Source organism: Kitasatospora sp. NPDC088391, from assembly GCF_044753345.1.
Lineage (GTDB): Bacteria > Actinomycetota > Actinomycetes > Streptomycetales > Streptomycetaceae > Kitasatospora.
Genome location: NZ_JBIVNB010000004.1, coordinates 1 through 24,114 on the forward strand (window position 1 = coordinate 1; position 24,114 = coordinate 24,114).

The following is a 24,114-nucleotide window of genomic DNA, read 5'->3' on the forward strand; positions in this document are numbered from 1 at the left end:
CCCTCCCGGTCGGTGGTCGCATCGTCCGCGAAGCGACGGTCACCGGTCGCGTCGGGCACGTACTTCACACAGACAACGATCCTCAAGCTCACGGCTGCGTCGTCCTTTCCTGCCGGAGGGAACTCAGTACCCCCACTAGACCACACTCCGTGCCACAGATCCACTCCCGTGGGGAGTGATGGGGGCCTCAGTGTCCGGTGTGGAGGGAACTGAGTGTCAGGAGGGTTCGCGCAGTGGCAGCGGGCGGGGCCGGGCGGCCCAGCGCAGCGCGTACCAGGAGAGCAGGGCGAGCAGGACGGCGCTGGGGAGTTCGGCGGTGTACGCCAGCAGTTCGGCGGTGCGGAACGCCTCGCCGCGGTGGGCGGACCAGAGGTCGAAGAAGGCGTCCATGCCGAGCAGCACGGCGGTGGCGGAGGCGATCGGGCTGGTGGCCGGGTGGCGGCGGCGGACCAGGGCGGCCAGCAGCAGCAGGGAGGAGGACTCGATCACGTCCAGCCAGATCCAGGAGTTGGCCAGGTTGCGGGCGCCGAAGCGGCCGTGCACCGTCAGCGCCAGGTCGACGATCCAGGGCAGCAGCAGGACGGCGGCGACCCGCAGGACGATCGGCAGGACGCGCAGGACGGTGTCCTCGTGGCGGGCCACCGCCTTTCGGAAGTCGAACACCCCGCGATCATAGGGCGGCCGACGCCACCGGCCCGCACCCTCCCGGCCGGTGGCGTCGGGGACGGTGCGGGCCTCGGGAAGCGCGGGCCGGGGACGGTGCGGGCCGGCGGCGGTGCGGGCTTGGCGGCGTCGGCCGTGCGCCGGGCGGGTCAGGCGGTGCGGCGCAGGCGGACGGTGGAGTCGCGGTGCGGCCGGGCGTCCGGGTCGGCCACGGGGTGGCCGGGGTGGTCGTGCCGGGGGTGCTCCTCGGCGCGCTCCACCGTCCACGCGCCGGGAGCCAGCCGCAGCGCCGCCAGCGTCTCCTCCGGGGTGGGGAAGTGCAGGTCGGGGTGCGGGTGGCCGGGCCGGGCGGGGTGCACGGCGTGCCCGGTGATCAGCAGGGTGCCGCCGGGGGCGACCGCCTCGGCGGCCCGGCGCAGCACCCGTTCGCGGGGGAACTCGGTGGGCGAGTGCAGGAACTGCGCGGACACCAGGTCGTAGGAACCCGACGGGAAAGCGTTTGCCAGGTCCACCCGCTGCCAGTCGATCCGGTCGGCGACACCTTCGACGGCGGCCCGGGCGGCGGCCCGCTCCAGGGCGACCCGGGAGAGGTCGACGGCGGTGACCTGCCAGCCCTGCCCGGCCAGCCAGATCGCGTCGCCGCCCTCGCCGCAGCCCAGGTCCAGCGCGCTCCCCGGGGCGAGGCCGGCGGCCTCCCGGGTCAGCGAGGCGTTCGGGCGGCCGCTCCAGATCTGCTCGCTCTCGCCGTAGCGCCGCTCCCAGAACTCCACGGCCTCGACGGCCAGCCGGGTCTCCTCGGCGACCAGGTCGGCGTTGATCGCGGCGGCGGCGCGCAGGGCGTCCGCGGCGGCGACGGCGACCTGCGCGAGCGGGTCGGTGAGGTTGCCGGCCGCCCAGACGCCGGGGACGCCGGTGGCGCCCGTCGGGTCGGTGGTGGCCAGCCGGGTGCCGAACCGGACGCCCTCGCGGACCAGGTCGGTGGCGGCCAGTCCGAGGCCGGCCAGGAACGGCGCGTCCACCGCGAACTCGGCGCCGACCGCCAGCGCCTCGCAGGCGACGACGGTGCCGTCGGCGAGCCGGACGCCCGTCAGCTCGCCGTCGCCGTCCTCGGGCAGCACGGCCGCGACCTCGCCCGCGACGACGCTGATGCCGCGGGCGGCGAACTCGTGCAGCTGCTGCTCGGTGAACGGCTCGGCGGTGTGCGCCAGCACCGTGACGTCGGCCGTCCACTGCCGCCACAGCAGCGCCTGGTGCGCGGCCACCGCCGGGTGCGCGGCGAGGACGGCGATCCGGTGGTCGCGGACCTCCCAGCCGTGACAGTACGGGCAGTGCAGCACCTCGCGGCCCCAGCGCGCGGCCAGGCCGGGCAGCTCGGGCAGCAGGTCGGTGCTGCCGGTGGCCAGCAGCAGGCGGCGGGCGTGCACGGCGGTGCCGTCGGACAGCTCGGCGCGGAACCCGCCGTCCGGCTCGCGGACCAGCGAGCGCACCTCGGCGTCGTGGAACTCGCCCCCGTACGAGGCGACTTCGGCCCGCCCGGCGGCGACCAGGTCGGCCGGGGAGACGCCCTCCCGGCCGAGCAGGCCGTGCACACCCGCGGCGGGCGCGTTGCGCGGCCGGCCCGCGTCGACGACCAGGACGGAGCGGCGGGCCCGGGCCAGGGTCAGGGCGCCGCCGAGTCCGGCGGCGCCGCCCCCGACGACCAGGACGTCGTGGTGGCGGGCGGGGTTCGGGGGCTGCTGGTGCTGGTGGTGGTGCGTCGTGGTCATGGTCCGATGGTGCGTCCGGTCCGCCGGATTGACAAACAATGTTGCTGGGACGGCAAATAGTGGGATGGGCACAGGAGCGGGTGCGGGCGCGGGTGCGGAGCGCAAGGAGCGGGCCATGGGCGAGCAGGGCGAGCACGGCGAGCACGGCGGACAGGGCGGCAAGGGCGGGCGGGTCGCGGAGGAGGGGGCGGGCGAGGACTTCGAGGCGGTGCTGACGGCGGTCGGCCCCCGGCTGCGGGCGCTCCGGCAGCAGCGCGGCACCACGCTGGCGCAGCTCGGCGAGGCGACCGGGATCTCGGTCAGTACGCTCTCCCGCCTGGAGTCGGGCGGCCGCCGCCCCACCCTGGAGCTGCTGCTCCCGCTGGCCCGGGCGTACGGCGTCGCCCTGGACGAGCTGGTGGACGCCCCGCCGACGGGTGACCCGCGGGTGCGGCTGCGCCCGTTCGTCCGGCACGGGTGGACGTACCTGCCGCTGGCCCGCAACCTCGGCGGGATGCAGGCGTACAAGATGGTGGTCCCGGCGGGCAGCAGCCGGGAGGACTGCGAGCAGCGGACCCACGAGGGCTACGAGTGGCTGTACGTGCTGTCGGGGGAGCTGCTGCTGAAGCTGGGCGAGCACGAGGTGGTGCTGAAGGCGGGCGAGGCCGCGGAGTTCGACACCCGGACGCCGCACCTGTTCACCAACGTCGGCCGTCGGCCGGTGGAGTTCCTGAGCCTGTTCGGCCCGCAGGGCGAGCGGGTGCACGTCCGGGCCAGGACCGCCGACTCCAAGGGCGGCAAGGAGAACTGACGGGCCGTCAGAACGGAGAGCCGCGCCCCGGGTTCGGGGCGCGGCGTCCTGACTGTCCTGCCGGGTGGTTCAGTTGACGAAGACGGTGCCGCCCAGGGTGGTGTCGGTGACCGGGCCGTACGAGGCGGAGAAGTCGATCGACGCGAAGCAGATGCTCGGGCCGGTCAGCTTGGTGAAGTTCTGGTTGGTCATGGTGATCTTCGGCGGGGTGTTGGTGGCGCTGCCGTTGAGGCTGCCGGAGGTCGACTTGTAGGTGCAGATGGCGTTGCCCGCCAGGGTCTTGAGGTTGACGGCGGCCTGGATGGAGCCGGCGGCGGTCGGGGTGAGGCTGACCGGGAGGCCCGCCGCGTCCGAGATGCTCAGCGTGTACGGCAGGTTGGTCATGGTCAGGCTGTTCACGCCGGTGACGCCGACCACGTTGGAGGTGCAGCCGGCGAAGGTCAGCGTCGAGACCGGACCGGAGGCGGTGCCCGGGGTGGTCGGGTTGCTGCTGACGGTGCCGCCGATGGTGGAGACGGTGCACTTGACGCCGGTGGTGGTGCCCGGGTTGTACATCGTCGCCAGGGTGCCGCTGACCAGGCCCGCCGAGAGGCTGTCGCCGACCGCGACCGCGGTGGAGGTGCCGGCGATGGTCAGCACGGGCGTGCCGGCCGCCCCGGCGGGGGCGGTGGTGAGGGCGAGCAGGGCGGTGGCGGCGGCCACGGCGGCGGCGCCGGCGTAGAGACGGTTGCGCACGAGGGTTCCTTCCGGTGGGTGGGGCATCCGGGTGGTGCCGCCCCGGCGGTGTTGCCGGGACGTGCGGCTCCGCGGCGCGGAGCCCGTGCCCGCCCCGGTCGAGGGTGGGGCGGGCACGAGTCGGTGGGGGCGCGGGCGGGGAAGCGGGGCCGGCCGGCGGCTCTCGGCGGCTCCCGGTGACTCTTGGTGGCTCAGTGCGGGGCGCTGTCCTTGAGTGCGGCGGTGAGGTCGGTGATGTCGGTGTCCAGCACGAAGGAGGCGTTGGTCTGCTGGAAGCTCACCGAGTTCTTGCCGGGGGCGGCGGGCAGGTTCATGGTCCAGTCGATGATCTGGTCCAGCGAGCCGAGCAGGCCGCAGCCGTTCGCCCCCGGGATGGCGAAGGTGTTGTCGACCATGGCGGCGTTGGTCTCCGAAATGACCAGCGCGTTGTGGCCGTTGGGGTCCATGTCGTACCCGAGCGTCCCCGGGTCGCCGGTCATGGGGGAGGCCGGCGCGGGCGGGGCGGTGATCCCGGTGGTGGGCTTGAGGATCAGCGGCGCGGAGTCCGAGCCGACGTAGCAGTGCGAGCCGAACAGCGCGTTGTAGAGGTGGAGTTTGACCGGCAGTTGGAACACCGGGTACGGCTCGCCGGTCGCCAGCGGGGTGAACTTGGTGACCGGGCCCGCGAGTTCGACCTGGGCGAAGACGCTGGTGATGCCGGGCAGGAAGTTCTGGATGCCCGGGATGGTGATCTGCACCATCGGCGCGCTCATCAGCGGCCCGCTGGTCGGCGGCACCACGGTGTACTGGTTGGCGGTGCTGCCGTCCGGGAACGACACCTCGGGCGCGGACTTGTCCCAGTAGAAGCCGAACTGCAGCTTGATCGGCGAGTTGAACGGCACCACCGTGCTGCCGAGGGTGAACTTCCCCGCGTTGGTGACCGACACCAGGCAGCCGACCTGCAGGTTCTCCGGGTTGGTCATGGCCGGCGCGGCCAGCGGACAGTTCCCCATCCCGGTGTACGGGGCGCCCGGCGTGACGGCGGCCGCGGACGCCGGGGCGGTGGAGGCCAGCAGCGCGGCGGCGGCGAACACCGCGACCGGCGGGGCGAGGCGTCCGATCCGGCGGCGGCGCGAGGCGGTACGGGGGGAACTGGCGCGCGGGGTGGGGCGCATGGGGGCTCCTCAGGGACAGGACGGCAGGAGACGGTGGGGCAGCAGGGCGGCAGGCGACGGTGGGGCGGCAGGGCGCGGAGGCGGGCGGCGGGCACGGTGGCGTGCGGCGTGTCGCGTGTCGCGCGGTGCGGGCGGGGCGCGGTGCGGCGGACGTGGCACAGGAGGTGTGCGGGAACGTGGCACGGAGCGGGGCGCGGGGGTGGGTCGCTCGACGCCACGAGCGACCGGGCCCGGGGTGCACGACTGCCACCGGTGCGCCGCGACGGTCCGCCCTGCCGGGGGCGGGCGCCCCGTGGTGCTGGAGGGGCCGGCGAGTGGAGTCGGTGGGTCGATCGGTCGGTGGGCGCGCCGTGACGACGCGGTTACCGCCGGGTACTCGCCAAGTTCTAGGCCGCGCTCCGCTTCAACGTCAAGGCGGGGGACGGAAGTTGGAAGGAAGGTGAGTGGAGTTGGGGTCGCTATCGTGCTCAATTTCCTTTTCAGTCACAGGAGTTGACTGAAGTTCCGCCCGTTGGAAGTAGTGCGCGAAGTATTGACCGGCCATGTACCCCGGGGTAACTTCCAGTCAGCTCGCCGTTGTGAGAATGATCGTCAACTGTGCTGCCGGGCAAGAGAGTTGACCGATCGATCGATCGTCCACGCCAGGGCCTCGCCGGTGTGCTGAGGAATCCCCACTCGACCCTCTGGAGCTGCACATGGCCCCCACCGCAGAACAACCCGCCGCCACCTCCACCGGGCGCGGCCGGGTCCGGCTGCGCCGCGCCGCACTGATGGCGATACCCGCCTGCGTGACCGCCGGCGTCCTGGTGACGCTGACCGCGCAGAACGTCCTCGCCAACCAGTTCGCGATCTCCGGCATGGCCTTCCAGGTCACCGCCGACCGCCTCGACGGCTCCGGGTTCGAACAGTTCGGCACCCTGGACAACATGATCGAGAACAGCCCCAACGCCGGTGACACCGGCGGCCAGCTGTTCCTGATCCAGACAGTGGTGAAGAGCGCCTCGCTCACCAAGCTCTGCCAGAGCGTCAACCTCGGCGGCATCAACCTGCTGATCACCGCGGGGGACAAGGGCACCCCCGTCACCGCCGACAACCTCACCACCGACTCCGACCTGATGAGCGGCGACGCCGAGTTCAAGGGACTCGAGGTCGGCCGGGACGCCAGCACCTTCGACAAGGGCGGGGTGGCCGGCCCGCCCGGCATGTTCGGCCAGCAGGGCGACACCGTGGCCGTCGACCACTTCCGCCAGCAGAACTACGCCACCACCGCCGGCACCTTCCGGCTGCCCAACATGCACCTCAGCTTCAGCGCCGATGGCTGCTGAGCACGACCCGGCACCGGACCGGGCGGCCGACCCCACGGCCGCCCGGCCCACCGGGGCCGGGAAGATCGAAGCCGGGAACGCCGGGCCCGGGAACACCGGGATCGGGAACGCCGGGCCCGGAAGCGCGGACGCCGGGAGCGTCGGTGAGGGAAGTGCCGACGGGGAGTCCGGGGCCGTCGCGGCCGCGCCTCCGGGCGGCTTCGCCGGGTGGCGCGGACGGCGCCCGTTCTGGGGCGGGCTGATGGTCGCCCTGGCCGGGGCCGAGATCCTGCTCACCGAGAAGGCCCCGATGCGGATGATGATCCGGATCGGACTGCTCGGCCTGGCCGGCTACGTCATCCCCGTGCTGATGGTGCTCTGCGGCCTGCTGCTGATCTTCCACCCCGTGCAGCGGGTCTTCTACTCCCTGCTCTCCGTCCTCGCCACCCTGGGCAGTTGGGTCACCTCCAACCTGGGCGGCTTCTTCATCGGCCTGCTCCTGGGGCTGATCGGCAGCACCCTCGCCTTCGGTTGGCTGCCCGACCAGCCCCGGCGCGCCGGCCGACGGGCCCGCCGCGCCGAACGCCGAGCGACCCCGGCCTGACCGGGGCGGACCGGTGGCGGAGCGTGGCCGCCACCGGGTACGACCGGTCGCGGTCCCCGCACACCGAGCGGGCGGGAACCGCGACCGGCCCCCACGGCCCCCGCAGCGCCCCGGGCGCGTGCCGAGCGGACGCCGGTCGGACGAGCCGATGGACCGAAGGGTCGACGAGCCGATGATCCGACCAGCCGACAGAACGGTCGTCCGAATCGGATGATCCGACAGTCGGACGCTCCGGTCCGGTCCGGTCCGATCGGAGCGCGGCGCAGCCCGGCGGTTCGGCAGGGCGCCCGGTGGACCGTCGGTGAAGCACGGCGTCCCGGCGCGGGGCTTGGTAGCTTGGCCGCTGACGGCCCGTGGGCGGAGCGGTGAACCGACAGGTGGGTGGGCGAGTGGGGCGCACGGACGCGGTGCGGGTGCTGCGGTGCGGCAGCGACGCCGTCCTGGTCGAGGCCGGGGACGCCGAACGGGCCCGGCGGCTGCACGACGCGCTGCGCGCCGCCGCACCGGCCGGAGTCGTCGAACTCGTCCCCGCCGCCCGCACCGTCCTGGTCCGCTACGACCCCGGCGTCACCGACTGGCAGCGCCTGACCACCGCCGTCACTGCCCTCCCGCTCGCCGAAGCGCTCCCCGGAGCGACCGCCGGGGTGCCGACGGACGCCGGGGCGGTGCTGATCCCCGTCCGCTACGACGGGCCCGACCTCGCCGAGGTCGCCGCGCTCACCGGGCTGACGGTGCGCCAGGTCGTCGAGCGGCACACCGCCGCCCACTACCGCGTCGCGTTCTGCGGCTTCGCCCCCGGCTTCGCCTACCTCACCGGACTCGACCCCGTGCTGCGCGTGCCGCGCCGCGCCGAGCCCCGCACCCGGGTGCCCGCCGGGGCGGTCGCCGTCGCCGACGAGTACACCGGCGTCTACCCGCGCCCCAGCCCGGGCGGCTGGCGGCTGCTCGGCAGCACCGCGCTCACCCTCTGGGACACCGCCGCCGACCCGCCCACCCGGCTGCTCCCCGGCACCTCGGTGCGCTTCGTCGAGACGGATTGACAGACCGGAGGATCATCGGATGAGCCAACCGCGCCCCACCGCTCCGACTGCCCGCATCCTCGTCGTCCGGGCCGGCTACGGAGCCACCGTCCAGGACCTCGGACGCCCCGGCCTGGCCGCCCTCGGCGTCGGCCGCTCCGGCGCCGCTGACCCCGACGCGCTGCGCCTCGCCAACCGCCTGGTCGGCAACCCCGAGGACGCCGCCGGTCTCGAAGCCCCGATGGGAGGAGTCGAGTTGGAGTTCCGCGCCACCGCCACCTGCGCGCTGGCCGGCGCCGACTGCCCCGCCCACGCGGCCGGGCGGCCCGTCGACGCCCGCACCCCCTTCACCGTCCCCGCCGGGGCCCGGCTGCGCCTCGGCACCCCGGCCCGCGGCCTGCGGGTCTACCTCGCCGTCCGCGGCGGACTCGACGTCCCCGCCGAACTCGGCTCCCGCGCCACCGACACCATCGCCGGACTCGGCCCCGAACGCCTCGCCGCCGGACGGCTGCTGCCCGTCGGCCGCGCCGCCACCGGCTGGCCCGCCGCCGACCTCGCCCCGCCGCCCGCCGCCCCCGGACGGACCGTGCTGCACGTCGTCCCCGGCCCCCGCGACGACTGGTTCACCGCCGACGCCCTGCACACCCTGCTGACCGGGCCGTACACCGTCACCGCCGACAGCGACCGCGTCGGCATGCGCCTGGACGGACCCGCGCTGGCCCGGGCCCGCAGCGGCGAACTGCCCTCCGAGGGCATGGTCGCGGGCGCCCTCCAGGTGCCGCCCGGCGGCCGGCCGATCCTGTTCCTCGCCGACCACCCCGTCACCGGCGGCTACCCCGTGATCGCGGTGGTCCGGCGCTCCGATCTCGGCACGGCCGCCCAGGCCCGGCCCGGCGACACCCTGCACTTCCGGCTCGACGGGTAGCCCGCGCGCCGCTCAGCCCAGCTCCACCACCCGCGCCCAGGACGGCGGCAGGTCCGGCCGGTAGTCCGGATCGTCCTCCCGCACCTCGGCCCGGGGGCGCGGGAACAGGCCGACCACGGTGCGGCACGGCGGCGGCTGCGAGGGCCACGGGGTCTGACCGTCCGTCAGCACCACCACCACGTCCACCGCCGGGCGGCGGCGCAGCGCCGCCGCGAACCCCGCGCGCAGGTCGGTGCCGCCGCCGCCGATCAGCTCCAGGCCGCCCTCCGCCGCGACCTGCCGGACCTGCCGGGCGGCGGCGTCGCAGGACACCACCGACACCAGCTCCCGCCGGCCGCCGACCGCGCGGACGATCGCGGCCGTCTCCAGCAGCGCCGTGCCCAACTCGCCGTCGGCGACCGACCCGGAGGTGTCCACCACCACGGCGACCCGCGGGGGCCGCCGCCGCAGCGCGGGCAGCACCACGCCCGGCAGGGAGGCGGCGCGGCGGGCCGGGCGGCCGTAGCTGTAGTCGTCGCCGCGCCCCGCCGCCGCGGCCGCCGAACGCACCGCCGCGCCCAGCAGCCGCCGCCACGGCTGCGGCGGGTGGAACGCCTGCTCGGCCCAGCGCCGCCAGCCCGCCGGGGCCCGGCCGGGCCGGGCGAGGATGCCCTCGGCGACCCGGAAGCGCACCAGGTCGCGCTCCTGGTCGCTCAGCCCGTGCGCGTCGTCCGGCCCCAGCTCCCAGGGCCGTTCCAGGCCGTCCGCGCCGCTGCCGCACTCCAGCCACACCAGGTCCTGGAACTGCGTGCCGAGCGAGAACTCCCGGACGTACTCCTCCATGAGCCCGCCCTCGGACAGGCCGAGCGTCGCCGGGTAGACCGCGTCGGCGGGGTGGACCAGGCCGTCGCCGAACGCGTCGTCGTTGATCTCGCAGTCCGCCGCCAGGTTGATCCGCAGCCGGTGGCCGGGCCCGTCGAGGTCGAGCGCGCGCACCACCCGGTCGCCGCGCCGGGCGTGGTCGCGCAGCAGGTGCGCCACCTCGTGCACCCACACCGAGGCCAGCACCTCGGGCTCGGTGCGCGCGACGAACGCCGGGGACACGTAGCAGCGCCAGTGCCGGTCCACCGCCATGGTCGGCACCCGCGCCGTCTCCACCACGTGCAGCGCGAACAGCGCCGTCGCCAGGTACGGGCGGGCCCGGGCGGCGTGCAGCCGGGCCGCGTACAGCTTCTCCCGGTGCTCCGGGGCGAGCCGGTCCGGCCGGTCCGGTGAGTGCGACCGGTGCGGCCGGTGCGGCCGGTCGGTGGGTGTGCGGGGGACGGGAGGGCGGGGGACGGGGGAGGTGCTCATCGGCGCACCGGGCCCCGGGTGGGGTGGGCGGCGACGCGGGCGGCCGAGACGTCCGCCCGGCGGGAGAGCTGCAACGCGCCCGTGAAGCGTTCGACCAACTCCGGTACCTCCCAGTCGTCCTGGCGCAGCGCGGCGAGCGTGGTGACCGGCACCACCAGGACGTCCGGCGCGCCGTCGGCCAGCGCCAGCGCCATCAACTCCCATGCGGCGTCCCACCGTTCGCGGGAGGGCCGGGCGCGGACCGCCGCCACCACGGCGTCCAGCACGGTCTGCCGCAGGTCGCCGCGTCTCGGCAGGACGGCGGCGGCCGGGTCGGCGAGCAGGTCCTCCGGGGCGGGCAGGTCCATCCGGTCGACGGTGGCCAGCAGTTCGAGGCCGGGCCCGTCGCCGACGGTGCCGCGCACCAGCAGCGACACCACCTCGCGGTCGGCCCCGGCGGCGGTCGCGAAGGCCAGCAGCCGCACCGTCATCTCCCAGCTGCGCGGCGACGGCCAGGCCCGGCCGCGCCCGGTCTCGTGGCCCGGGATGCGGTGCGTCAGTTCGGGCCGCACCGTCAGCAGGCCGCAGACCGCGCGGCGGCCGAAGTCCACGGCGGCGGGCAGCCGTTCGGGGTCGAGCCGGGGCAGTTCGGCGCGCGGCCACACGCCGCCGAGGCCGCGCACCACCACCTCCGCCTCGTGCACCCAGTCCAGGTGGACGAAGCGGTTGGCCAGCGGGGCGCTCAGCTCCCAGCCGTCGGCCGCCGAGGAGCGCGGGTTCGCGGCCGCCACGATCCTTACGCCCGGCGGGAGTTCGAGCGAGCCGATCCGACGCTCCAGGACCAGGCGGAGCAGCGCGGCCTGCACGGCGGGCGGCGCGGTGGACAGCTCGTCCAGGAACAGCAGTCCGCGCCCCTGCCGGGCCAGCCGGACCGCCCAGTCCGGCGGGGCGAGCGGCACGCCCTGGCGGGCCGGGTCGTCCCCGATCACCGGGAGGCCGGCGAAGTCGGAGGGCTCGTGCACGCTGGCGATCACCGTGGTCAGCGGCAGGTCGAGTTCGGCGGCGAGCTGGGTCAGCGCCGCGGTCTTCCCGATGCCGGGCTCTCCCCACAGGAGAACCGGGAGGTCGGCGGCGACGGCGATGGTGAGGGCTTCGAGCTGGAGGTTGCGGCGCGGCTCGGTGCTGGACTGCCGCAGCAGCGCCAGCAGTTCGTCGGCGACGTCGAGCCGGGACCGTGTGGCGGTGGACGGGAAGGTGGCTGGGGCGGTCGGCGGCAGGGCGGTCAGGGGCATGGTCGAAGGCATGGCGGAATCACCTGTGGTGGGGAGGAGGGAAGTCGAAGGTCCTGGCGTTCAAGGGCGTTCAGTGGGCGTGGCCGCACCGGCACGGCCGGGACCGACGGGTCCGGCTCGTGCGCGCGGCCGGCCGTGGCCGGTGCGGATGGCCGTCGGGCAGCCGGACGCGGTCGTGGACCACCGGGGCCGGGCCGTTGAAGCGGCGGTCCGGGTCGAGGCCGTTGGCGTACAGGCCGTGGTCGACCCGCCGCCGGGAGTCGGTGCGCAGCGCCTCGGCGAGCGGCCCTTCGCGGGGAACGCCCTGCTCGCCGAGGAGTTGGCGCACCGCGGCGAGCGCCCCGGGGCGGTCGCCGTGCAGCAGCCGCTGCCGGATCGCGTCCAGGCTCTCCGGTGTGCGGTGCGCGCGGTCGATCGCCCGCAGGCAGGGCAGCGGGGTGCCGCCGAGCGCCACCAGCACTTCCTCGCGCCGCAGTTGCTCCGGCGGATGGTCGAGCGGCACCAGCAGGCCGTCCACGAAGGCGAGTGCGTGCAGCTCGCCCCGGCACTCGACCCGCAGCGGGTCGTTGTCCGGCCGCGCCGCCCCGTGGCCCGCTGCTCCGTGCCCCGCCTCGTACCCGGGGGCGAGCGCGGCGGCGACCAGGGGGTGCAGGCGGCCGGGGTCGATCAGGCCCGCGCGCAGCAGCAGGACGTCCGGGGGCGTCCAGGTCGCGGCGTCGGGCAGGATCGGGCGGCCGCGCGCGTCGCGCACCGGTTCGGCCTCGTCCGAGGGGCGCAGCAGCAGGTGGCGGCGGGTGCCGAGGCGCACCGCGACCGGGGCGTCCGGGGGCAGCCCGTCCGCTGCGCGCAGCAGCTCGGCCTCGAACGTCCAGATGGTGTCGGCGAAGTGATGGTCCGTCAGTTCATCGTCGACGGATGGTGAGTGGGGTGCGCGGACAGTGAGTTCGGGGGTGCGGCGGGCGTCCCAGAGGTGCGGGTGCAGGTCGAACCGGAAGCGCGGGTCGGGGTGCGGTGTTCCGTCCGCCCCGTCCCACAGTGCGAGTTCGACCCGCTGGCCGGCCGAGGCGCGGGCGGGGGCGGTGCGCGCCACCAGGTGCAGCGGCGCGGCCCGCGCGTCCTGGACCGGTCCGTCGCGCGGGTAGCGGGCCAGCGTGAGCGTCAGGCCGGTCCGCAGCAGCCCGTCCGGGGCGGTGCGCGGGAGGTGCCAGCGCAGCAAGTCCGGTGCCAGGTGGCGCAGATCGGCTCTCAGTCGGGCGGCCGTTCCGGCACCGTGCGTGCGGGACACGGCGCGCAGGTCGATCCGGGGATCGAAGCCGGCGGCCGCGCAGGCGCCGCCCCAGTCGCCGGACTCGCGGCGGGCGGTGGCGGTATCGATCATGGTCGGGGGGACGGCGAACTGCCGTACGCGGGACCAGAAACGGGTACGAGGGTCCTCGTCCGGGAGGGAAGTGTCGTGCATCAGCACTCACTTCGAACGGACGGGGCCTCCAATCCATACGTAGTCATCGCGGCGATCGTAACGGTGCCCCGGCCGTTCTGTCAGCCCCGTTCTTCGACGGCCCACCCCGACGTAGGCTGACGGCAGGGGCCGGAGCCGGCCCGGAGCGGGAGGTGCGCGGCGGTGGCAGGCATGGGGAGGCGGCCGGTGGAGGCGCTGCGGCACAGGCTGCTGCGGGAGATCAACTCCACGGTGCACGGGGCCGATCTGCACCTCGAACGCTACGACCGCCCGCCCGGCGACCCGGGGCTGTTCGGCCCCTCCAGCGTCGTCTGGCAGGTGCACGGGCACCCCGCGGGCATGCTGGTCGGCGGGTTCGCCGCGCTGATGCTGCAGTCCCTGCACCCCGTCGCGATGCGGGCGGTGGCCGAGCACTCCGACTACCGCTCCGACCCCACCGGCCGACTGCACCGCACCGCGCGCTTCGTCTCCACCACCACCCTCGGTTCGTCCGCCGCCGCCGAGGGCGCGATAGCCGCCGTGCGGCGCATCCACACCCACGTCCGCGGCTTCGACCGGCGGGACCGCCCCTACCGGGCCGACGACCCGGCGCTGCTGTGCTGGGTGCACACGGCCGAGGTCTCCTGCTTCCTGGCGGGGCACCAGGTCTTCGCGGGCGGCCCGCCGCGCACCGGGGCACCCGTCGCCGGGGGCGGCGCGGCAGGTTCTCGCGGGCGGCTCGACGGGGCGCAGTGCGACGCGTACCTGGCGGAGGTCGCGCTGATCGGCGAACTGCTCGGGGCGCACGAGGTGCCGGCCTCGCGGGCCGAACTGGCCCGCTACCTCGGGCGGGTGCGCGGCGAGCTGCGGGCGACCCCCGAGGCGCTGGAGGCCGTCGCCCTGCTGCGCGGCTTCGGCCGGACGCGGCGCGAGCGGCTGGCCGTGCGCGTGCTCACCAACGCGGCGGTCGGCCTGCTGCCGGGCTGGGCGCGGCGCGAACTCGGCATCCGCCGTCCCTGGGCGGTCCGCCGCTGCTGGGACCGCCCGCTCGCCCGGGCGCTCGGCGCGGCCCTGGTGTGGGCCTGCGGCCTGTCCCCGATCCGTGCGGCCGCCGAAGCCCGGGCGCACGCCGAACCGGCGGTCCGGGCGGCGAGCGGCTGAGGGCTCGAAGGCTCTGGGGCTTGAGGGCTCGAGGGCTCGAGGGACTCGAAGGATCGACAGTGCGAGGGCTTGAGGGGGCGAGGGTCGAGGCCCGGGGAGTGCCGGGGCCCGGGGAGTGCCGGGGCGGGCTCGCCAGGTGGGGCGGGCACGGCGAAGCGGCCGCTGCCCGGGGCTGGGACCGGGGGCGGCCGCTGTGTCGCTGTCGTCAGTGCTCGGCGATCGGTGCGGAACGGACGGATGTCAGCACTGGGGCCGACGGCCGTGGTTCGCTCCACGCCTGGCGCGGGCCTTCTTCTTGCGGCGTCGCTTCGATGACATGGCCTTCTCCTCTCACGGCGGTGCACAACGGCCCCCCGTCCACGGTGCCCCGGCTCGCCCGGGTCCGCCAGCCGAGGTGCCGGAACCCGGCGTGTCGCCCGCGCGTCGCGGACGGCCGGACGCCGACGCACCGGGGAGAGTGGGGAGCAGGGGGGCCGCATCCAGCACCGGGAGACGAGATGTCGCACCACACGCACGGACACCACGACGCGCCGGCCGACGAGTGGCCGCCCACCGAGACGCCCGAGGCCCGGATGACCGCCGAGGGGGCGCCGCCCCCGGACGAGGCCGAGAAGACCCCGGCGGACGGCCCCGAGTTCGCGGTGCCGGTCTCCTCCCCGCCGGAGCCCGAGGAGGACTGACCGCCCCTGCGGGAGCGGGAGCAGGGGCGGCAACGGGAGCGGGGGCGGCAACGGGAGCGGGACCGCGCGCGGGTGCATCGCGTCGCCGAACCGGGTTAGACGAACGGGTGACATGTTCATCCGTTCATCTGCTGATCCGATCGTTCGACGGAAGGAGCATCCGATGACCGTGATCTCGCGGCTCCCCGGGGCCACCGAGGAGGAATGGGACTGGCAACTGCGCGGCGCCTGCCGTTCGGCCGACGCGCGGCTGTTCTTCCACCCGCCCGGGGAACGCGGCCAGGCCCACGAGGACCGGGACCGGGCCGCCAAGGAGGTCTGCGCCCACTGCCCGGTCCGGGAGCGCTGCCTGGGCCACGCCCTGGAGACCCGCGAACGCTACGGGATCTGGGGCGGCCGCACCGAGGAGGAGCGGCGCCGCCTGCTCCACCCCCGTCGCCGCAACCGCAACCGAGGTCGCTGAGGCCACCGCTGCCGAGCGAGGTCGGCGCCGCCGGTGCGGCTCAGGCCAGCAGGCGGCTGGCGTCGACCTCGGCCCAGATCGACTTGCCCTGGGCGTGCGGGTCGGCGCCCCAGCGGTCCGCCGTGCGCTGGACGATGTACAGGCCGTGGCCGCCGGGCACGCCCGGACGGTGCGGGGTGCGCAGGGTCGGCAGCACGGAGGACGCGTCGCTGACCTCGATCCGCAGGCGTGCCGGGGTGGCGTCCAGGACCAGCTCGATCGGGCCGCCGGCGTGCAGCATCGCGTTGCCGACCAGTTCGGCGACCAGCAGGACGACGTCCTCGGCGAGGTCCGGGTCCGGCGGGGTGGCCCAGGACCAGTCGGCGAGCGCCTCCGCGGTGAAGGCCCGGGCGCGCGCCACCGGGCGGGGCACCGAGGCCAGCCGCAGGCGGCGCCGCTGGCCGCCCGGCGGCAGGGCGGGCCCGGCGTTCGGACGGTCGCCGTCGAGGGTTCCCCGGCTGGGTGTCACGTGCGGGTTCCCTTCGGGCTCGACGGCGGGTTCACAGATCGGTTTCCCGCCCGCGCTCGGATTATGCCGGGTGCGACCGGCAGGACGGACAGAGTAGCGGGCGCCGCGCGGGCGGGACCCGGGCGGCGCGCCCGGTGCCACGGGGACGGAGCGGGCGCGGGGCGTGCCGGAAGGAGGTGTCACAGGAGGGACCGCCGGTGGTCGCGGGGCCGCGCCTGACGCGCGGCGGAGAGGGTCAGCCGGTCGCGGAGAGCGCCTCGTCCACCGTGTCGTGAATGGTGAACACGGCTTTCGCACCGGTGAGTTCGAGCAGGTGGCGGACATTGCCCGAGAGCGCCGCCAGATGGAGGGACAGGCCGCTGTCGACGGCGGACATCCGGGCCTGCAGCAGCAGGTTGAGCCCGGAGGAGTCGCAGAAGTCGATCCGGTCCAGATCGACCACCAGGATCCGGGGCCGCTCGGCGATCAGCCGGTCGAGCGCCTCCCGGGCGGGCTCCAGGCTCTCGATGTCCAGATCGCCCGCGAGCGCGCACACCGCCGCGCCGTCCGGTGCGTGCCGGACCTCGACCGCTAGCGGGGCCATCGGCATGTTCTCGGCTGGCATCCTCGTCCTGTTCCCTCGACCGTTCTGCCTCGACCTTACGCACTGCCGGGCCCGGCGGTCGAGACGGGGGCCCGATGGGCGGGGCGGCGGCCGGGCCGCCGCCCCGGGAAAGGTGTCTCACGGGGCGTCAGTCCGTGGCGGTGAGGCCGGCCCGGAGCTTGGCCAGGGCGCGCGACAGCAGTCGGGACACGTGCATCTGGGACAGGCCGAGCCGGGCGCCGATCTGCGACTGGGTGAGGTCCTCGGTGAACCGCATGGAGAGGATCTCGCGGTCCCGCTCCGGCAGCTGGGCGATCAGCGGCTTCAGCGCGACCAGGTTCTCGATCAGCGCGAACCGGCCGTCCAGCGCCCCCAGGCGCTCGGCCGGCTGCTGCCCGTCGCCCTCGCCCGTCGAGGTCAGGTCCAGCGACCCGGCGGTGTGGGCGTTGGCCGCGGCCAGGCCCTCGATCACCTCCTCCGCGGGCAGCGACAGGTACTCCGCGAGGTCGGCGACGGTGGGCTCGCGGTCCAGCGTCTGGGCGAGCGCGTCCTGCGCCTTGGCCAGGTCGAGGCGCAGCTCCTGGAGCCGCCTCGGCACGTGCACGGACCAGGTGGTGTCGCGGAAGTGGCGGCGTATCTCGCCGACGATGGTCGGGACCGCGTACGTGGTGAACTCCACGCCCAGTTCCGGGTCGAACCGGTCGATGGCCTTGATCAGGCCGACCGAGCCGACCTGCAGCAGGTCCTCGTACGGCTCCTTGGAGTGGCCGAAGCGGCGGATCGCGAACCGGACCAGGGACAGGTTCAGCTCGATCAGGGTGGCCCGGACGTAGGAGAACTCCCGGGTGCCCTCCTCCAGGCCCGCCAGGCGGCGCAGCAGCACCTTGGTCATCGCGCGGGCGTCCGCGGGCGCGGTGTTCGCCGGGTCGGCCAGGGCCTCCGGGTCGATGCCCTCGATCTCCCCGAGCTCCCCGAGGCCGTTTCCCATGACGGTGCCGATGGCACCGGCGGCTCCGGGCAGGTCGGAGTCCGCTCCGATGGGTGCGGTGGGGAGAAGTTCATCAGTGGGCACAGGCATGCCAGTCCTTTCCTCGTCTCCGGCCGGTCCGTCCCCGGGTACCCGGTCCCCCGAAGAGCATGCCACCCGAAAGTGTGAAGTTTTTGTGAGGGTGCGATTCGGGGGGTGATGGCGGTCTGTGGGGCGGTCCCGGTTGCGGGCGGACTCGGGCGCATGGGCGGCCGGGGAGCGGGCAGGCGGTGTCCGGACGCGGGTCGCAGTGGGTGCGGCCGTACCGGGTACGGGAGGAGACGCCATGGGCCGGATCGAGGAATCCGTCGAGGTCGACGCGCCGATCGACGCGGTCTACCGGGAGTGGACCGAATATCGAGCGGTTCCCGTTTGCATGCGGGGCGGCGCCGAGCACGGCGCCGCCGCGACGGAGGTGATACCGCAGGACCGGATCGCCTGGGACGGGGGCCCGGACCTCTCCGGGCACTCCGGCGTGGTCACCTTCCACCGCGTCACCGACCGCACCACCCGACTGATGCTGCAGCTCGACACGGAGCCCCACGGCCTGTGGGACCACCTGGTGGAGGGCCTCGGCTTCACCGACCGTCGGATCATCGACGTGCTCACGGCGTTCAAGGAACACGTGGAGCACGGCGGGTCCGGCGGTTCCGGCCTGGCCGCCTGAGCCGGGGCGGCCAGGGCCACGTCCTGCCCCACCCTCCCGCGCGCGCAAGCAAGCCCGCGGGACCGCGCGAGACCACGGAAGGGAGTACCGCCATGGGCCCCGTCAGCGAGCGGATCACCCTGTACCTGCTGACCCCCGAGGGCACCGCCGCCGCCCTGGAGACCGACTGGAACTACCGGCCGGACGACCCGTACGCCGTCCGGCTCGAATTCGGCCCGGAGACCGCTGGCGCCTGCTGGGTGCTCTCCCGCGAGATGCTGGTCGCGGCGCTGCAGGGCCCCGTCGGGGAGGGCGACATCCGGCTGGCGCCCACCGAGGACGGGCTGCTCTGCCTGGCGCTCGGCTCGCGGGCGGGCGTGGTGCTGCTGAGCACCGACGCCGCCCCGGTCGAGGGCTTCCTGAACGCCACCGCCGAACTGGTGCCGCTCGGCACCGAGTCCGAACGGATCGACTGGGACGGCGGGTTGGCGGCGCTGCTGTCCGCCTGACCGCCAGGGGCCGCCCCGCCCCCGGGCGGGTTCAGCGGCGGGCCAGGCGCCGTTCGCCGCCCCCGCCGGGGGTGTACTCCAACTGGTAGTGCGCGAACACCTCGGGCTCCTGCTCGGCGGGCAGCACGCCGTCCGGGTCGATGGACGGCGCGTTCTTCACGTCGCCGCGCCCGTACGGGACGCGCAGGTAGCCGGGCCCCGCCACGGCCTGGGTGACCGGCACGAACACCAGGCGGTGGCGGCCCAGCATGCCGACCGTGACGGTGGCGAAGAACGGCTCGTCGGTCGCGGTGTCCACGTAGATGTTCTCCAGGCTGCCGATCTTCTTGCTGTCCTGGTCGACCACGTCGTGGTTGCGCCACTCCCGGATGTCGGCGATCTGGATCATGCGGGCCTCCGTTGGCTGCGCGGGCACCCGGCACGGGCGCCCCGACCCGTCCATGGTCACTGAGCCGGGCCCGGCCCGCCCGCCCGGACCTGCGGCGTTGGACCGGACGGCGGCGGGCGGTGTCAGTGGTCGTCAGCCGATTCTCGGCCGACCGTCTGCCGGCCGGTCGTCGGTGGGCCGTCGGGTGGCCGGCAGGCGGGTGGCGGGGCGTTCGGTCGGGTCAGGGCAGCAGCAGGGCGGCCAGTTCGTCGAGCAGTTCGGCGACCCGGCGGGCCCGCGCGGGGTCGCCGACCGCTTTTGCGATGACCGGTCCGGCCGGGCGGGCGGCCCGGTCCCGGACGTAGTCGCGGGCGAGCCCGGAGGCGGACAGCAGGGTGCGCCGCCCGTCGGACGGGTCGGGGACGGCGTCCAGCAGGCCGCGTTCGCGGAGCCGGGCGACCGAGGTGGAGACGTGGCTCTGCGCGAACCCGGTGCGGGCCCGGATGTCCTGCACCGAGCTGCCGGGGTGGCGGTACACGTCGGCGACCACCGCGATCTCGCCCGGGGTGAGCGTCCGCGCGGCGTGGTCGGTGACCGTCTCCCGGCCGAGTTCGGTCAGCCGCTTGCCGAGGCGCAGCAGCCGGACGCCGTCGACCCCGACCGGATCGGCGGGGGGCGGTGGTGCGGGCTGCTGCGCGGGCGGGGGCGTCTCCATGGCGGCGAGAGTACATCTTCACAGATGCATCGGTGCCGATGTAGTTTTCCGTCATGACAACAGACGAGCCCGATACCCCCGTCGGCTCTGCCGCGGGGTTGAGCCCCGTGTCCCGGACCGCGTTGGCGGTGGCCCGGGTGCGGGCGTACGAGAGCGCCCGGCCCGATCCGCTGTTCATCGACCCGTACGCGCTCGCGTTCATCGCGGCGGCCGGTGCCGAGCGCCCCACCGGCGGGCCGACCGGGCCGTTCGCCCGGCGGCTGGTCGCGCACGGCATCCTGCGCACCCGGTACTACGACGACCGGCTGCTCGCCGCCGGGGCGGAGCAGGTCGTGCTGCTCGCCGCCGGGCTGGACGTCCGGGCCCACCGCCTCGCATGGCCGGACGGGACAAGGCTGTTCGAACTCGACCTGCCGCCCGTGCTGGCCTTCAAGGAACGGGTCCTGGCCGAGCAGGACGCCCGGGCGCGGTGCGCGCGCACCGTCGTGCCCGCCGACCTGACCGACCCGGCCTGGCCCGACCGGCTGGTCGCCGCCGGGTTCGACCCCGGCCGACCCACCGCCTGGCTCGCCGAGGGCCTGCTGGTCTACCTGGAGGCCGACCGGGCCGCCGAACTCCTCACCACCGTCGGCCGGTTGTCCGCCCCCGGCAGCCGACTGCTGCTCGAACAGGGCCGCGACGTCACCGGCACGCCCGTCGAGGAGGGCCTGACCGGGATGACCGACCTGTGGCGCGGCGGCCTCGGCCCCGGCACCGGCGACTGGCTCGACGCGCACGGCTGGACCACCGCCTTCACCGCGCTCGCCGACCTCGCCGACTCCCTCGGCCGTCCCCTCCCGCCGGCCGTCCGGCCTGCGGGTGGCGGCACTCCGGGCGGGACCGGCCCCGGTTTCCTGGAGGCCGACAGGAATTGACGAATCGTCATGTCGACTCGTTATGTCGACGACGATCCGCCGCCGCCCGGCAGGACGAACCGGGTGGCGGCGGAAGGCCGTTGGGGCGGTCTGGTCAGGAAGTCGCGGTGCAGACCGCCGTCGTGGCGGCCGACGCCGAGGCGTCCGTCCGGGTCGCCTGGACGCCGAAGCCCGTCGACGCGTTCGGCGCCAGGACCCCGTTGTAGGAGAGGTTGGCGGCCGTCACGAGCTGGCCGCCGCGGCTCACGTTCGCGCTCCAACTCCCGCTGATCTGCAGGCCGCCGGGCCACGGCCAGGACACCTGCCAGCCCTTCGTCGGCACGCTGCCGGTGTTGGTGACGGTCACCGTCGCGGTCAGGCCGCTGCCCCAGTCGTTCAGCGCGACCACCGCCGAGCACCCGGCACTGCCCCCGCCGCCCGCCGAGGTGGTCGCCGACACCGCCGCCGAGGCCGCCGACACGTTGCCCGCCGCGTCCTTCGCCCGGACGGTGTAGCTGTACGTCGTCGCCGCGCCCAACCCGCTGTCGCTGTACGAGGTTCCGGCGACGGACGCCACCTTCGACCCGCCCCGGTACACGTCGTAGCCGGTCACCGCCGTGTTGTCGGTCGACGCCGTCCAGGACAGCGACACGCTGCTCGCCGTGCTGCCCGTCACCGTCAACCCGCCCGGCACGGAAGGCGCCTGGACGTCACCGGTGCCGCCGCCACCACCGCTGCCGCCGAAGCCCGGGGCCTTGATCGACGCGAGGTAGCCGTCCTTGACGGTGTTCACCGTCGTCCAGTCGTCGTTCAGGATGCCGCCGGTGTCACCGGAGTTGGGGTTCCACGACCAGAACGTCCACTGGAAGGAGTCCGCGCCGGCCGTCGCCGTCGGGCGCAGGTACTGCACCAGCGCCTTCAACCAGGTCTGGTCGACGGTCGACTGCAGCGTGGTGCCGAACTCGCCGACCCACACCGGTGCGATGTTCTGGTTGAACAGGTAGCCCCAGTTCCTGTCCCAGACGCCCGGCATGTTCGACGGGAAGCTCGGGTCGGAGAACCAGGTCTGCTGCGCCACGCTGGTCGCGTAGTCGTGCGCGGAGTACACCACCCGGTCGGCGACGCTCAGTTGGACCGGGTACTGGCCCGCGCCCTGCAGATTGCCGCCCCACCAGTAGGAGCTGCCGTTGAAGCTCTGCACGCCCTCGACGAAGACCAGCAGCTTCGGATTGGCCGACAGCACCGCCTCGCCGCCGCGCTGCGCCGCCAGCCGCCAGTCCGTGGCGAGGTCGCCGCAGCCCCAACAGGCCGGGTCGTGCGGCTCGTTGTGCAGGTCGATGCCGATCACCGCGGAGTTCCCGGTGTACCGGGCGGCGATCGACTTCAGGTCCGCCAGCCAGGTCGACTCCGGCACCGCGGAGGTGTACCAGAGCGCCGACTGGCCGCCGGAGTCCGGGCGGTGGCGGTCCAGGATCACCTTCATGCCGATGCTGCCGGCGTAGCCGACCAGCTTGTCCATCACACCGAGCGAGTTCAGGCCGACCAGGTCGGCGTTCATCCCGTTCGCGGTGTTCAGGCTGGCCGGGGTGGTGTTCTTGAAGATGTCGTCGCTGTAGGGCAGCCGGATGGTGTTGTAGCCCAGCGACTTCATCTGGTCGATCATCGACTTGTAGTCGCGGCTCCACAGCCCGTGGGCCACGTAGTTGGCGGTCTCGAAGCCGAACCAGTTGACGCCCGCGATCCGGACCGGGTTCCCGGCCTCGTCCAGGATGCGCCGCCCGCTGGTGTGCCAGTAGCCGGAACCGGCGGTGGCGGAGGTGGAGGCGCCGGCGCCGGCGGAGGTGGAGGTGGAGGTGGAGGTGGAGGTGGAGGTGGAGGTGGAGGCCGAGGCGGTGGTGCCCGTCGCGGAGGGGGCGGCGTGCGCGGCCGGGGCCGCCGGGAGGAGCAGGGCGGCCGCGAGGGCGGGGGCGGCCAGGGCCGTGAGCCGGTGCGACAGGCGCCGGCGCAGGGAGGTGCGCATGGGGCTCGTTCCTCTCTGGACGCGTGGGGACGTCCGGGTGGGGGAGAGGGGGGAGGAGTGGAACGCCTCGAAAGGGAGCGCTCCCACAACTGGGTGGTGTGGCTGGGCACATGAAGCCAGATGGGGGAGTGTTCGTCAAGATGCTTGGGAGCGCTCCCAGTTGGGGTGAGGGAGCAGCGGGCGGGGCGCTGAAACGTACAAGCCTCCCCCGGGGAGTCAGGGGCGGCCGCGCCACTGGAGCAGGGCGAGGGCGGCGCCGACCTCGACGGGGTGTTCGGCGAGTGGGCGGGGCAGCAGCCGGTCGGCGCGGGCCAGTCGGCGCAGCAGGGTGTTGCGGTGGGTGAAGAGCCGCTCGGCGGCGCGGGTGGCGTTGCACTGCTCGGCGAGGAACGCGCTTACGGTGTCGGCGAGTTCGGGCGGCGCGGTCTCCAGTGCGCCCAGGGTGCGTTTGACGAACCGGTCGGCGCGCTCGGGGTCGGTGCTGAGCAGGGCGACGAGTTCCACCTCGTGGTGGAAGGCCAGCCGGGAGGGCGAGGTGAGGCGGACCAGCATCTGCTGGGTGGTCAGGGCGTCGAGGTGGCTGCGGCGGAAGCCGTCGAGGTCGGGGGCGGTGGAGCCGACCGCGACCCGGACGTCCGGCAGCAGGTCGAGCGCCGCGCGGACCCGGTCGCGGTCGGGGCGGCCGTCCACCCAGAGCCAGCGGGTGGCGGTGCCGGCCAGCACGCTCAGCGCGCGGGGCCGGTCGGCGGCCTCGGCGAACGCGTCGGCGGCCCGGTCGAGTTGCTGCAGGTCGGTGTCGGTGGCGTCGGTCCAGACGATCGCGGCGGTGTGCGGGCCGCGCAGCCGGTAGCCCAGCCGGAGTTCGGCGCGCTCCCGGGTGATCGGCGCCCCCTCCAGCAGCAGGGCGACGGTCTCCCGGCGCTCGGCGTGGGTGCCGCGGGTCAGCTCGTCCCGTTCGGCGCGCATCCGGACCGAGATCGCGCTGACGGTGTCGTCCACGAAGGCGGAGATCGAGCGCAGCGACACGTCGAGGAGTTCGCGCAGCTCCTGCGGGTCGGTGGTGAGGGTGCAGGCGATCTGCGTCCAGAGCCGCACGGCGGTGCTCTCGCCGACCCGGTAGGCGTCCAGGGCGGATTCGTCGAGGCCGCGCCGGACCATGTCCCGGGCCACCGCCAGCGGCGCCTCGGTGTCGTTGGCGGGGACGGGCTCGCCCGGGGCGCGGACGTTGGAGGCGGCCCAGAACAGCAGGTTGGAGCGGTTGGTCCGGCGCGTCCCGGCGGCCAGCACCGGGTCGGCGGCGATCTGCTGCCGGGACTCGCCCGTCAGCACCGCCGCGTCCAGCTCGGCGAGCCACTCGGCGGGGGGAGTGAGGGCGAGCTCGGCCCCGCGGCGGATCAGTTCCCGGACCCGGGGCGACGGTGGTGGCCACGACATGCGGCCCATCCTAGTGGTGCGGATCGCCACCTTGGGCCGATCGGATGGTGCAGTCCGCACCTTGCCGGAGTGCTCCCGCCGGCACCACCATGAACCCACCCGCCTGC

At 74.9% G+C, this 24,114-nt stretch carries 25 protein-coding genes and 1 pseudogene; 11 read left to right on the forward strand and 15 right to left on the reverse strand.

Translation table 11 applies throughout. The features are described 5' to 3' along the window. From ACIQBJ_RS13090 to ACIQBJ_RS13100, 3 genes and pseudogenes are all read right to left on the reverse strand, one after another. A pseudogene (locus ACIQBJ_RS13090) lies at nucleotides 1-92 on the reverse strand (electron transfer flavoprotein subunit beta); the annotation flags it as partial. A 124-nt stretch (nucleotides 93-216) separates the two neighbouring features. Continuing rightward, nucleotides 217-663, reverse strand: a complete 447-nt coding sequence (locus tag ACIQBJ_RS13095; protein ID WP_400708185.1) for a hypothetical protein — start codon at nucleotides 661-663, stop codon at nucleotides 217-219. A gap of 149 nt (nucleotides 664-812) precedes the next feature. Further along, entirely contained in the window at nucleotides 813-2,429 is a 1,617-nt protein-coding gene (locus ACIQBJ_RS13100; RefSeq protein WP_400708187.1) for an FAD-dependent oxidoreductase, read from the reverse strand. Between the two features lie 64 nt (nucleotides 2,430-2,493). On the opposite strand from ACIQBJ_RS13100, the gene ACIQBJ_RS13105 reads away from it, so the two are divergent. After that, entirely contained in the window at nucleotides 2,494-3,219 is a 726-nt protein-coding gene (locus ACIQBJ_RS13105; RefSeq protein WP_400708189.1) for a helix-turn-helix domain-containing protein, read from the forward strand. 69 nt (nucleotides 3,220-3,288) lie between these two features. Here the strand turns inward: ACIQBJ_RS13105 and ACIQBJ_RS13110 are convergent, their stop codons facing one another. Both ACIQBJ_RS13110 and ACIQBJ_RS13115 read right to left on the reverse strand, forming a co-directional pair. Next, entirely contained in the window at nucleotides 3,289-3,954 is a 666-nt protein-coding gene (locus tag ACIQBJ_RS13110; RefSeq protein ID WP_400708191.1) for a Tat pathway signal sequence domain protein, read from the reverse strand. Nucleotides 3,955-4,145: 191 nt separating this feature from the next. After that, on the reverse strand, nucleotides 4,146-5,108 hold the full coding sequence (locus tag ACIQBJ_RS13115; protein ID WP_400708193.1) for a hypothetical protein: 963 nt from the start codon (nucleotides 5,106-5,108) through the stop codon (nucleotides 4,146-4,148). Nucleotides 5,109-5,803: 695 nt separating this feature from the next. Between ACIQBJ_RS13115 and ACIQBJ_RS13120 the strand changes: the two genes are divergently transcribed. The 4 genes from ACIQBJ_RS13120 to ACIQBJ_RS13135 all read left to right on the forward strand — a co-directional run bounded on the left by ACIQBJ_RS13120 (nucleotide 5,804) and on the right by ACIQBJ_RS13135 (nucleotide 8,960). Then, nucleotides 5,804-6,433, forward strand: a complete 630-nt coding sequence (locus ACIQBJ_RS13120) for a DUF6230 family protein (RefSeq protein ID WP_400708195.1) — start codon at nucleotides 5,804-5,806, stop codon at nucleotides 6,431-6,433. After that, nucleotides 6,423-7,016 carry a DUF6114 domain-containing protein gene (locus ACIQBJ_RS13125; RefSeq protein ID WP_400708197.1) on the forward strand — a complete coding sequence of 198 codons (594 nt, stop codon included), beginning with the start codon at nucleotides 6,423-6,425 and terminating at the stop codon, nucleotides 7,014-7,016. The genes ACIQBJ_RS13120 and ACIQBJ_RS13125 overlap by 11 nt, the downstream gene beginning before the upstream one ends. A gap of 407 nt (nucleotides 7,017-7,423) precedes the next feature. Next, nucleotides 7,424-8,056, forward strand: coding sequence for an allophanate hydrolase subunit 1 (locus ACIQBJ_RS13130; RefSeq protein ID WP_400709746.1), 633 nt, complete (start codon nucleotides 7,424-7,426; stop codon nucleotides 8,054-8,056). 19 nt (nucleotides 8,057-8,075) lie between these two features. Beyond that, nucleotides 8,076-8,960 (forward strand): biotin-dependent carboxyltransferase family protein, encoded by an 885-nt coding sequence (locus ACIQBJ_RS13135; protein WP_400708199.1) that lies wholly within the window; start codon nucleotides 8,076-8,078, stop codon nucleotides 8,958-8,960. 12 nt (nucleotides 8,961-8,972) lie between these two features. On the opposite strand, the gene ACIQBJ_RS13140 is transcribed toward ACIQBJ_RS13135, so the two are convergent. From ACIQBJ_RS13140 to ACIQBJ_RS13150, 3 genes are read right to left on the reverse strand one after another with little or no spacing between them, the layout of a single operon-like run. Then, a complete protein-coding gene (locus tag ACIQBJ_RS13140) occupies nucleotides 8,973-10,292 on the reverse strand; it encodes a VWA-like domain-containing protein (RefSeq protein WP_400708201.1) in 1,320 nt (439 codons plus the stop codon). Beyond that, nucleotides 10,289-11,575 carry an AAA family ATPase gene (locus ACIQBJ_RS13145; RefSeq protein ID WP_400708203.1) on the reverse strand — a complete coding sequence of 429 codons (1,287 nt, stop codon included), beginning with the start codon at nucleotides 11,573-11,575 and terminating at the stop codon, nucleotides 10,289-10,291. The genes ACIQBJ_RS13140 and ACIQBJ_RS13145 overlap by 4 nt, the downstream gene beginning before the upstream one ends. A 58-nt stretch (nucleotides 11,576-11,633) precedes the next feature. Beyond that, nucleotides 11,634-13,022 carry a hypothetical protein gene (locus ACIQBJ_RS13150; RefSeq protein WP_400708205.1) on the reverse strand — a complete coding sequence of 463 codons (1,389 nt, stop codon included), beginning with the start codon at nucleotides 13,020-13,022 and terminating at the stop codon, nucleotides 11,634-11,636. 171 nt (nucleotides 13,023-13,193) lie between these two features. Here ACIQBJ_RS13150 and ACIQBJ_RS13155 point away from each other — a divergent pair, with 171 nt between their 5' ends. The 3 genes from ACIQBJ_RS13155 to ACIQBJ_RS13165 all read left to right on the forward strand — a co-directional run bounded on the left by ACIQBJ_RS13155 (nucleotide 13,194) and on the right by ACIQBJ_RS13165 (nucleotide 15,305). Next, nucleotides 13,194-14,162, forward strand: a complete 969-nt coding sequence (locus ACIQBJ_RS13155; RefSeq protein WP_400708207.1) for an oxygenase MpaB family protein — start codon at nucleotides 13,194-13,196, stop codon at nucleotides 14,160-14,162. Nucleotides 14,163-14,659: 497 nt separating this feature from the next. Continuing rightward, nucleotides 14,660-14,842, forward strand: a complete 183-nt coding sequence (locus ACIQBJ_RS13160; RefSeq protein ID WP_400708209.1) for a hypothetical protein — start codon at nucleotides 14,660-14,662, stop codon at nucleotides 14,840-14,842. 163 nt (nucleotides 14,843-15,005) lie between these two features. Next, complete coding sequence (locus ACIQBJ_RS13165; protein ID WP_400708211.1) at nucleotides 15,006-15,305, forward strand: WhiB family transcriptional regulator; 300 nt, start codon at nucleotides 15,006-15,008, stop codon at nucleotides 15,303-15,305. Between the two features lie 40 nt (nucleotides 15,306-15,345). On the opposite strand, the gene ACIQBJ_RS13170 is transcribed toward ACIQBJ_RS13165, so the two are convergent. The 3 genes from ACIQBJ_RS13170 to ACIQBJ_RS13180 form a co-directional block, all read right to left on the reverse strand. Next, entirely contained in the window at nucleotides 15,346-15,813 is a 468-nt protein-coding gene (locus ACIQBJ_RS13170; protein ID WP_400708213.1) for an ATP-binding protein, read from the reverse strand. A 235-nt stretch (nucleotides 15,814-16,048) separates the two neighbouring features. Then, nucleotides 16,049-16,417: an STAS domain-containing protein gene (locus tag ACIQBJ_RS13175; protein WP_400708215.1), complete on the reverse strand. Its 369-nt coding sequence runs from the start codon at nucleotides 16,415-16,417 to the stop codon at nucleotides 16,049-16,051. A 127-nt stretch (nucleotides 16,418-16,544) separates the two neighbouring features. Then, nucleotides 16,545-17,384, reverse strand: a complete 840-nt coding sequence (locus tag ACIQBJ_RS13180) for a SigB/SigF/SigG family RNA polymerase sigma factor (RefSeq protein ID WP_400708217.1) — start codon at nucleotides 17,382-17,384, stop codon at nucleotides 16,545-16,547. A 325-nt stretch (nucleotides 17,385-17,709) separates the two neighbouring features. Here ACIQBJ_RS13180 and ACIQBJ_RS13185 point away from each other — a divergent pair, with 325 nt between their 5' ends. Next, nucleotides 17,710-18,090 (forward strand): hypothetical protein, encoded by a 381-nt coding sequence (locus ACIQBJ_RS13185; RefSeq protein WP_400708219.1) that lies wholly within the window; start codon nucleotides 17,710-17,712, stop codon nucleotides 18,088-18,090. Between the two features lie 92 nt (nucleotides 18,091-18,182). Further along, nucleotides 18,183-18,578, forward strand: coding sequence for an SsgA family sporulation/cell division regulator (locus tag ACIQBJ_RS13190; RefSeq protein ID WP_400708221.1), 396 nt, complete (start codon nucleotides 18,183-18,185; stop codon nucleotides 18,576-18,578). Nucleotides 18,579-18,609: 31 nt separating this feature from the next. Here the strand turns inward: ACIQBJ_RS13190 and ACIQBJ_RS13195 are convergent, their stop codons facing one another. Further along, nucleotides 18,610-18,966, reverse strand: a complete 357-nt coding sequence (locus ACIQBJ_RS13195; protein ID WP_400708223.1) for a PRC-barrel domain-containing protein — start codon at nucleotides 18,964-18,966, stop codon at nucleotides 18,610-18,612. Nucleotides 18,967-19,186: 220 nt separating this feature from the next. Continuing rightward, nucleotides 19,187-19,660 carry a MarR family transcriptional regulator gene (locus ACIQBJ_RS13200; RefSeq protein ID WP_400708225.1) on the reverse strand — a complete coding sequence of 158 codons (474 nt, stop codon included), beginning with the start codon at nucleotides 19,658-19,660 and terminating at the stop codon, nucleotides 19,187-19,189. Between the two features lie 107 nt (nucleotides 19,661-19,767). Between ACIQBJ_RS13200 and ACIQBJ_RS13205 the strand changes: the two genes are divergently transcribed. After that, complete coding sequence (locus tag ACIQBJ_RS13205; protein WP_400708227.1) at nucleotides 19,768-20,574, forward strand: SAM-dependent methyltransferase; 807 nt, start codon at nucleotides 19,768-19,770, stop codon at nucleotides 20,572-20,574. A gap of 94 nt (nucleotides 20,575-20,668) precedes the next feature. Here the strand turns inward: ACIQBJ_RS13205 and ACIQBJ_RS13210 are convergent, their stop codons facing one another. Both ACIQBJ_RS13210 and ACIQBJ_RS13215 read right to left on the reverse strand, forming a co-directional pair. Continuing rightward, a complete protein-coding gene (locus ACIQBJ_RS13210; protein ID WP_400708229.1) occupies nucleotides 20,669-22,573 on the reverse strand; it encodes a cellulase family glycosylhydrolase in 1,905 nt (634 codons plus the stop codon). A gap of 216 nt (nucleotides 22,574-22,789) precedes the next feature. Then, entirely contained in the window at nucleotides 22,790-24,007 is a 1,218-nt protein-coding gene (locus ACIQBJ_RS13215; protein ID WP_400708231.1) for a PucR family transcriptional regulator, read from the reverse strand. Nucleotides 24,008-24,114 lie beyond the last annotated feature (107 nt).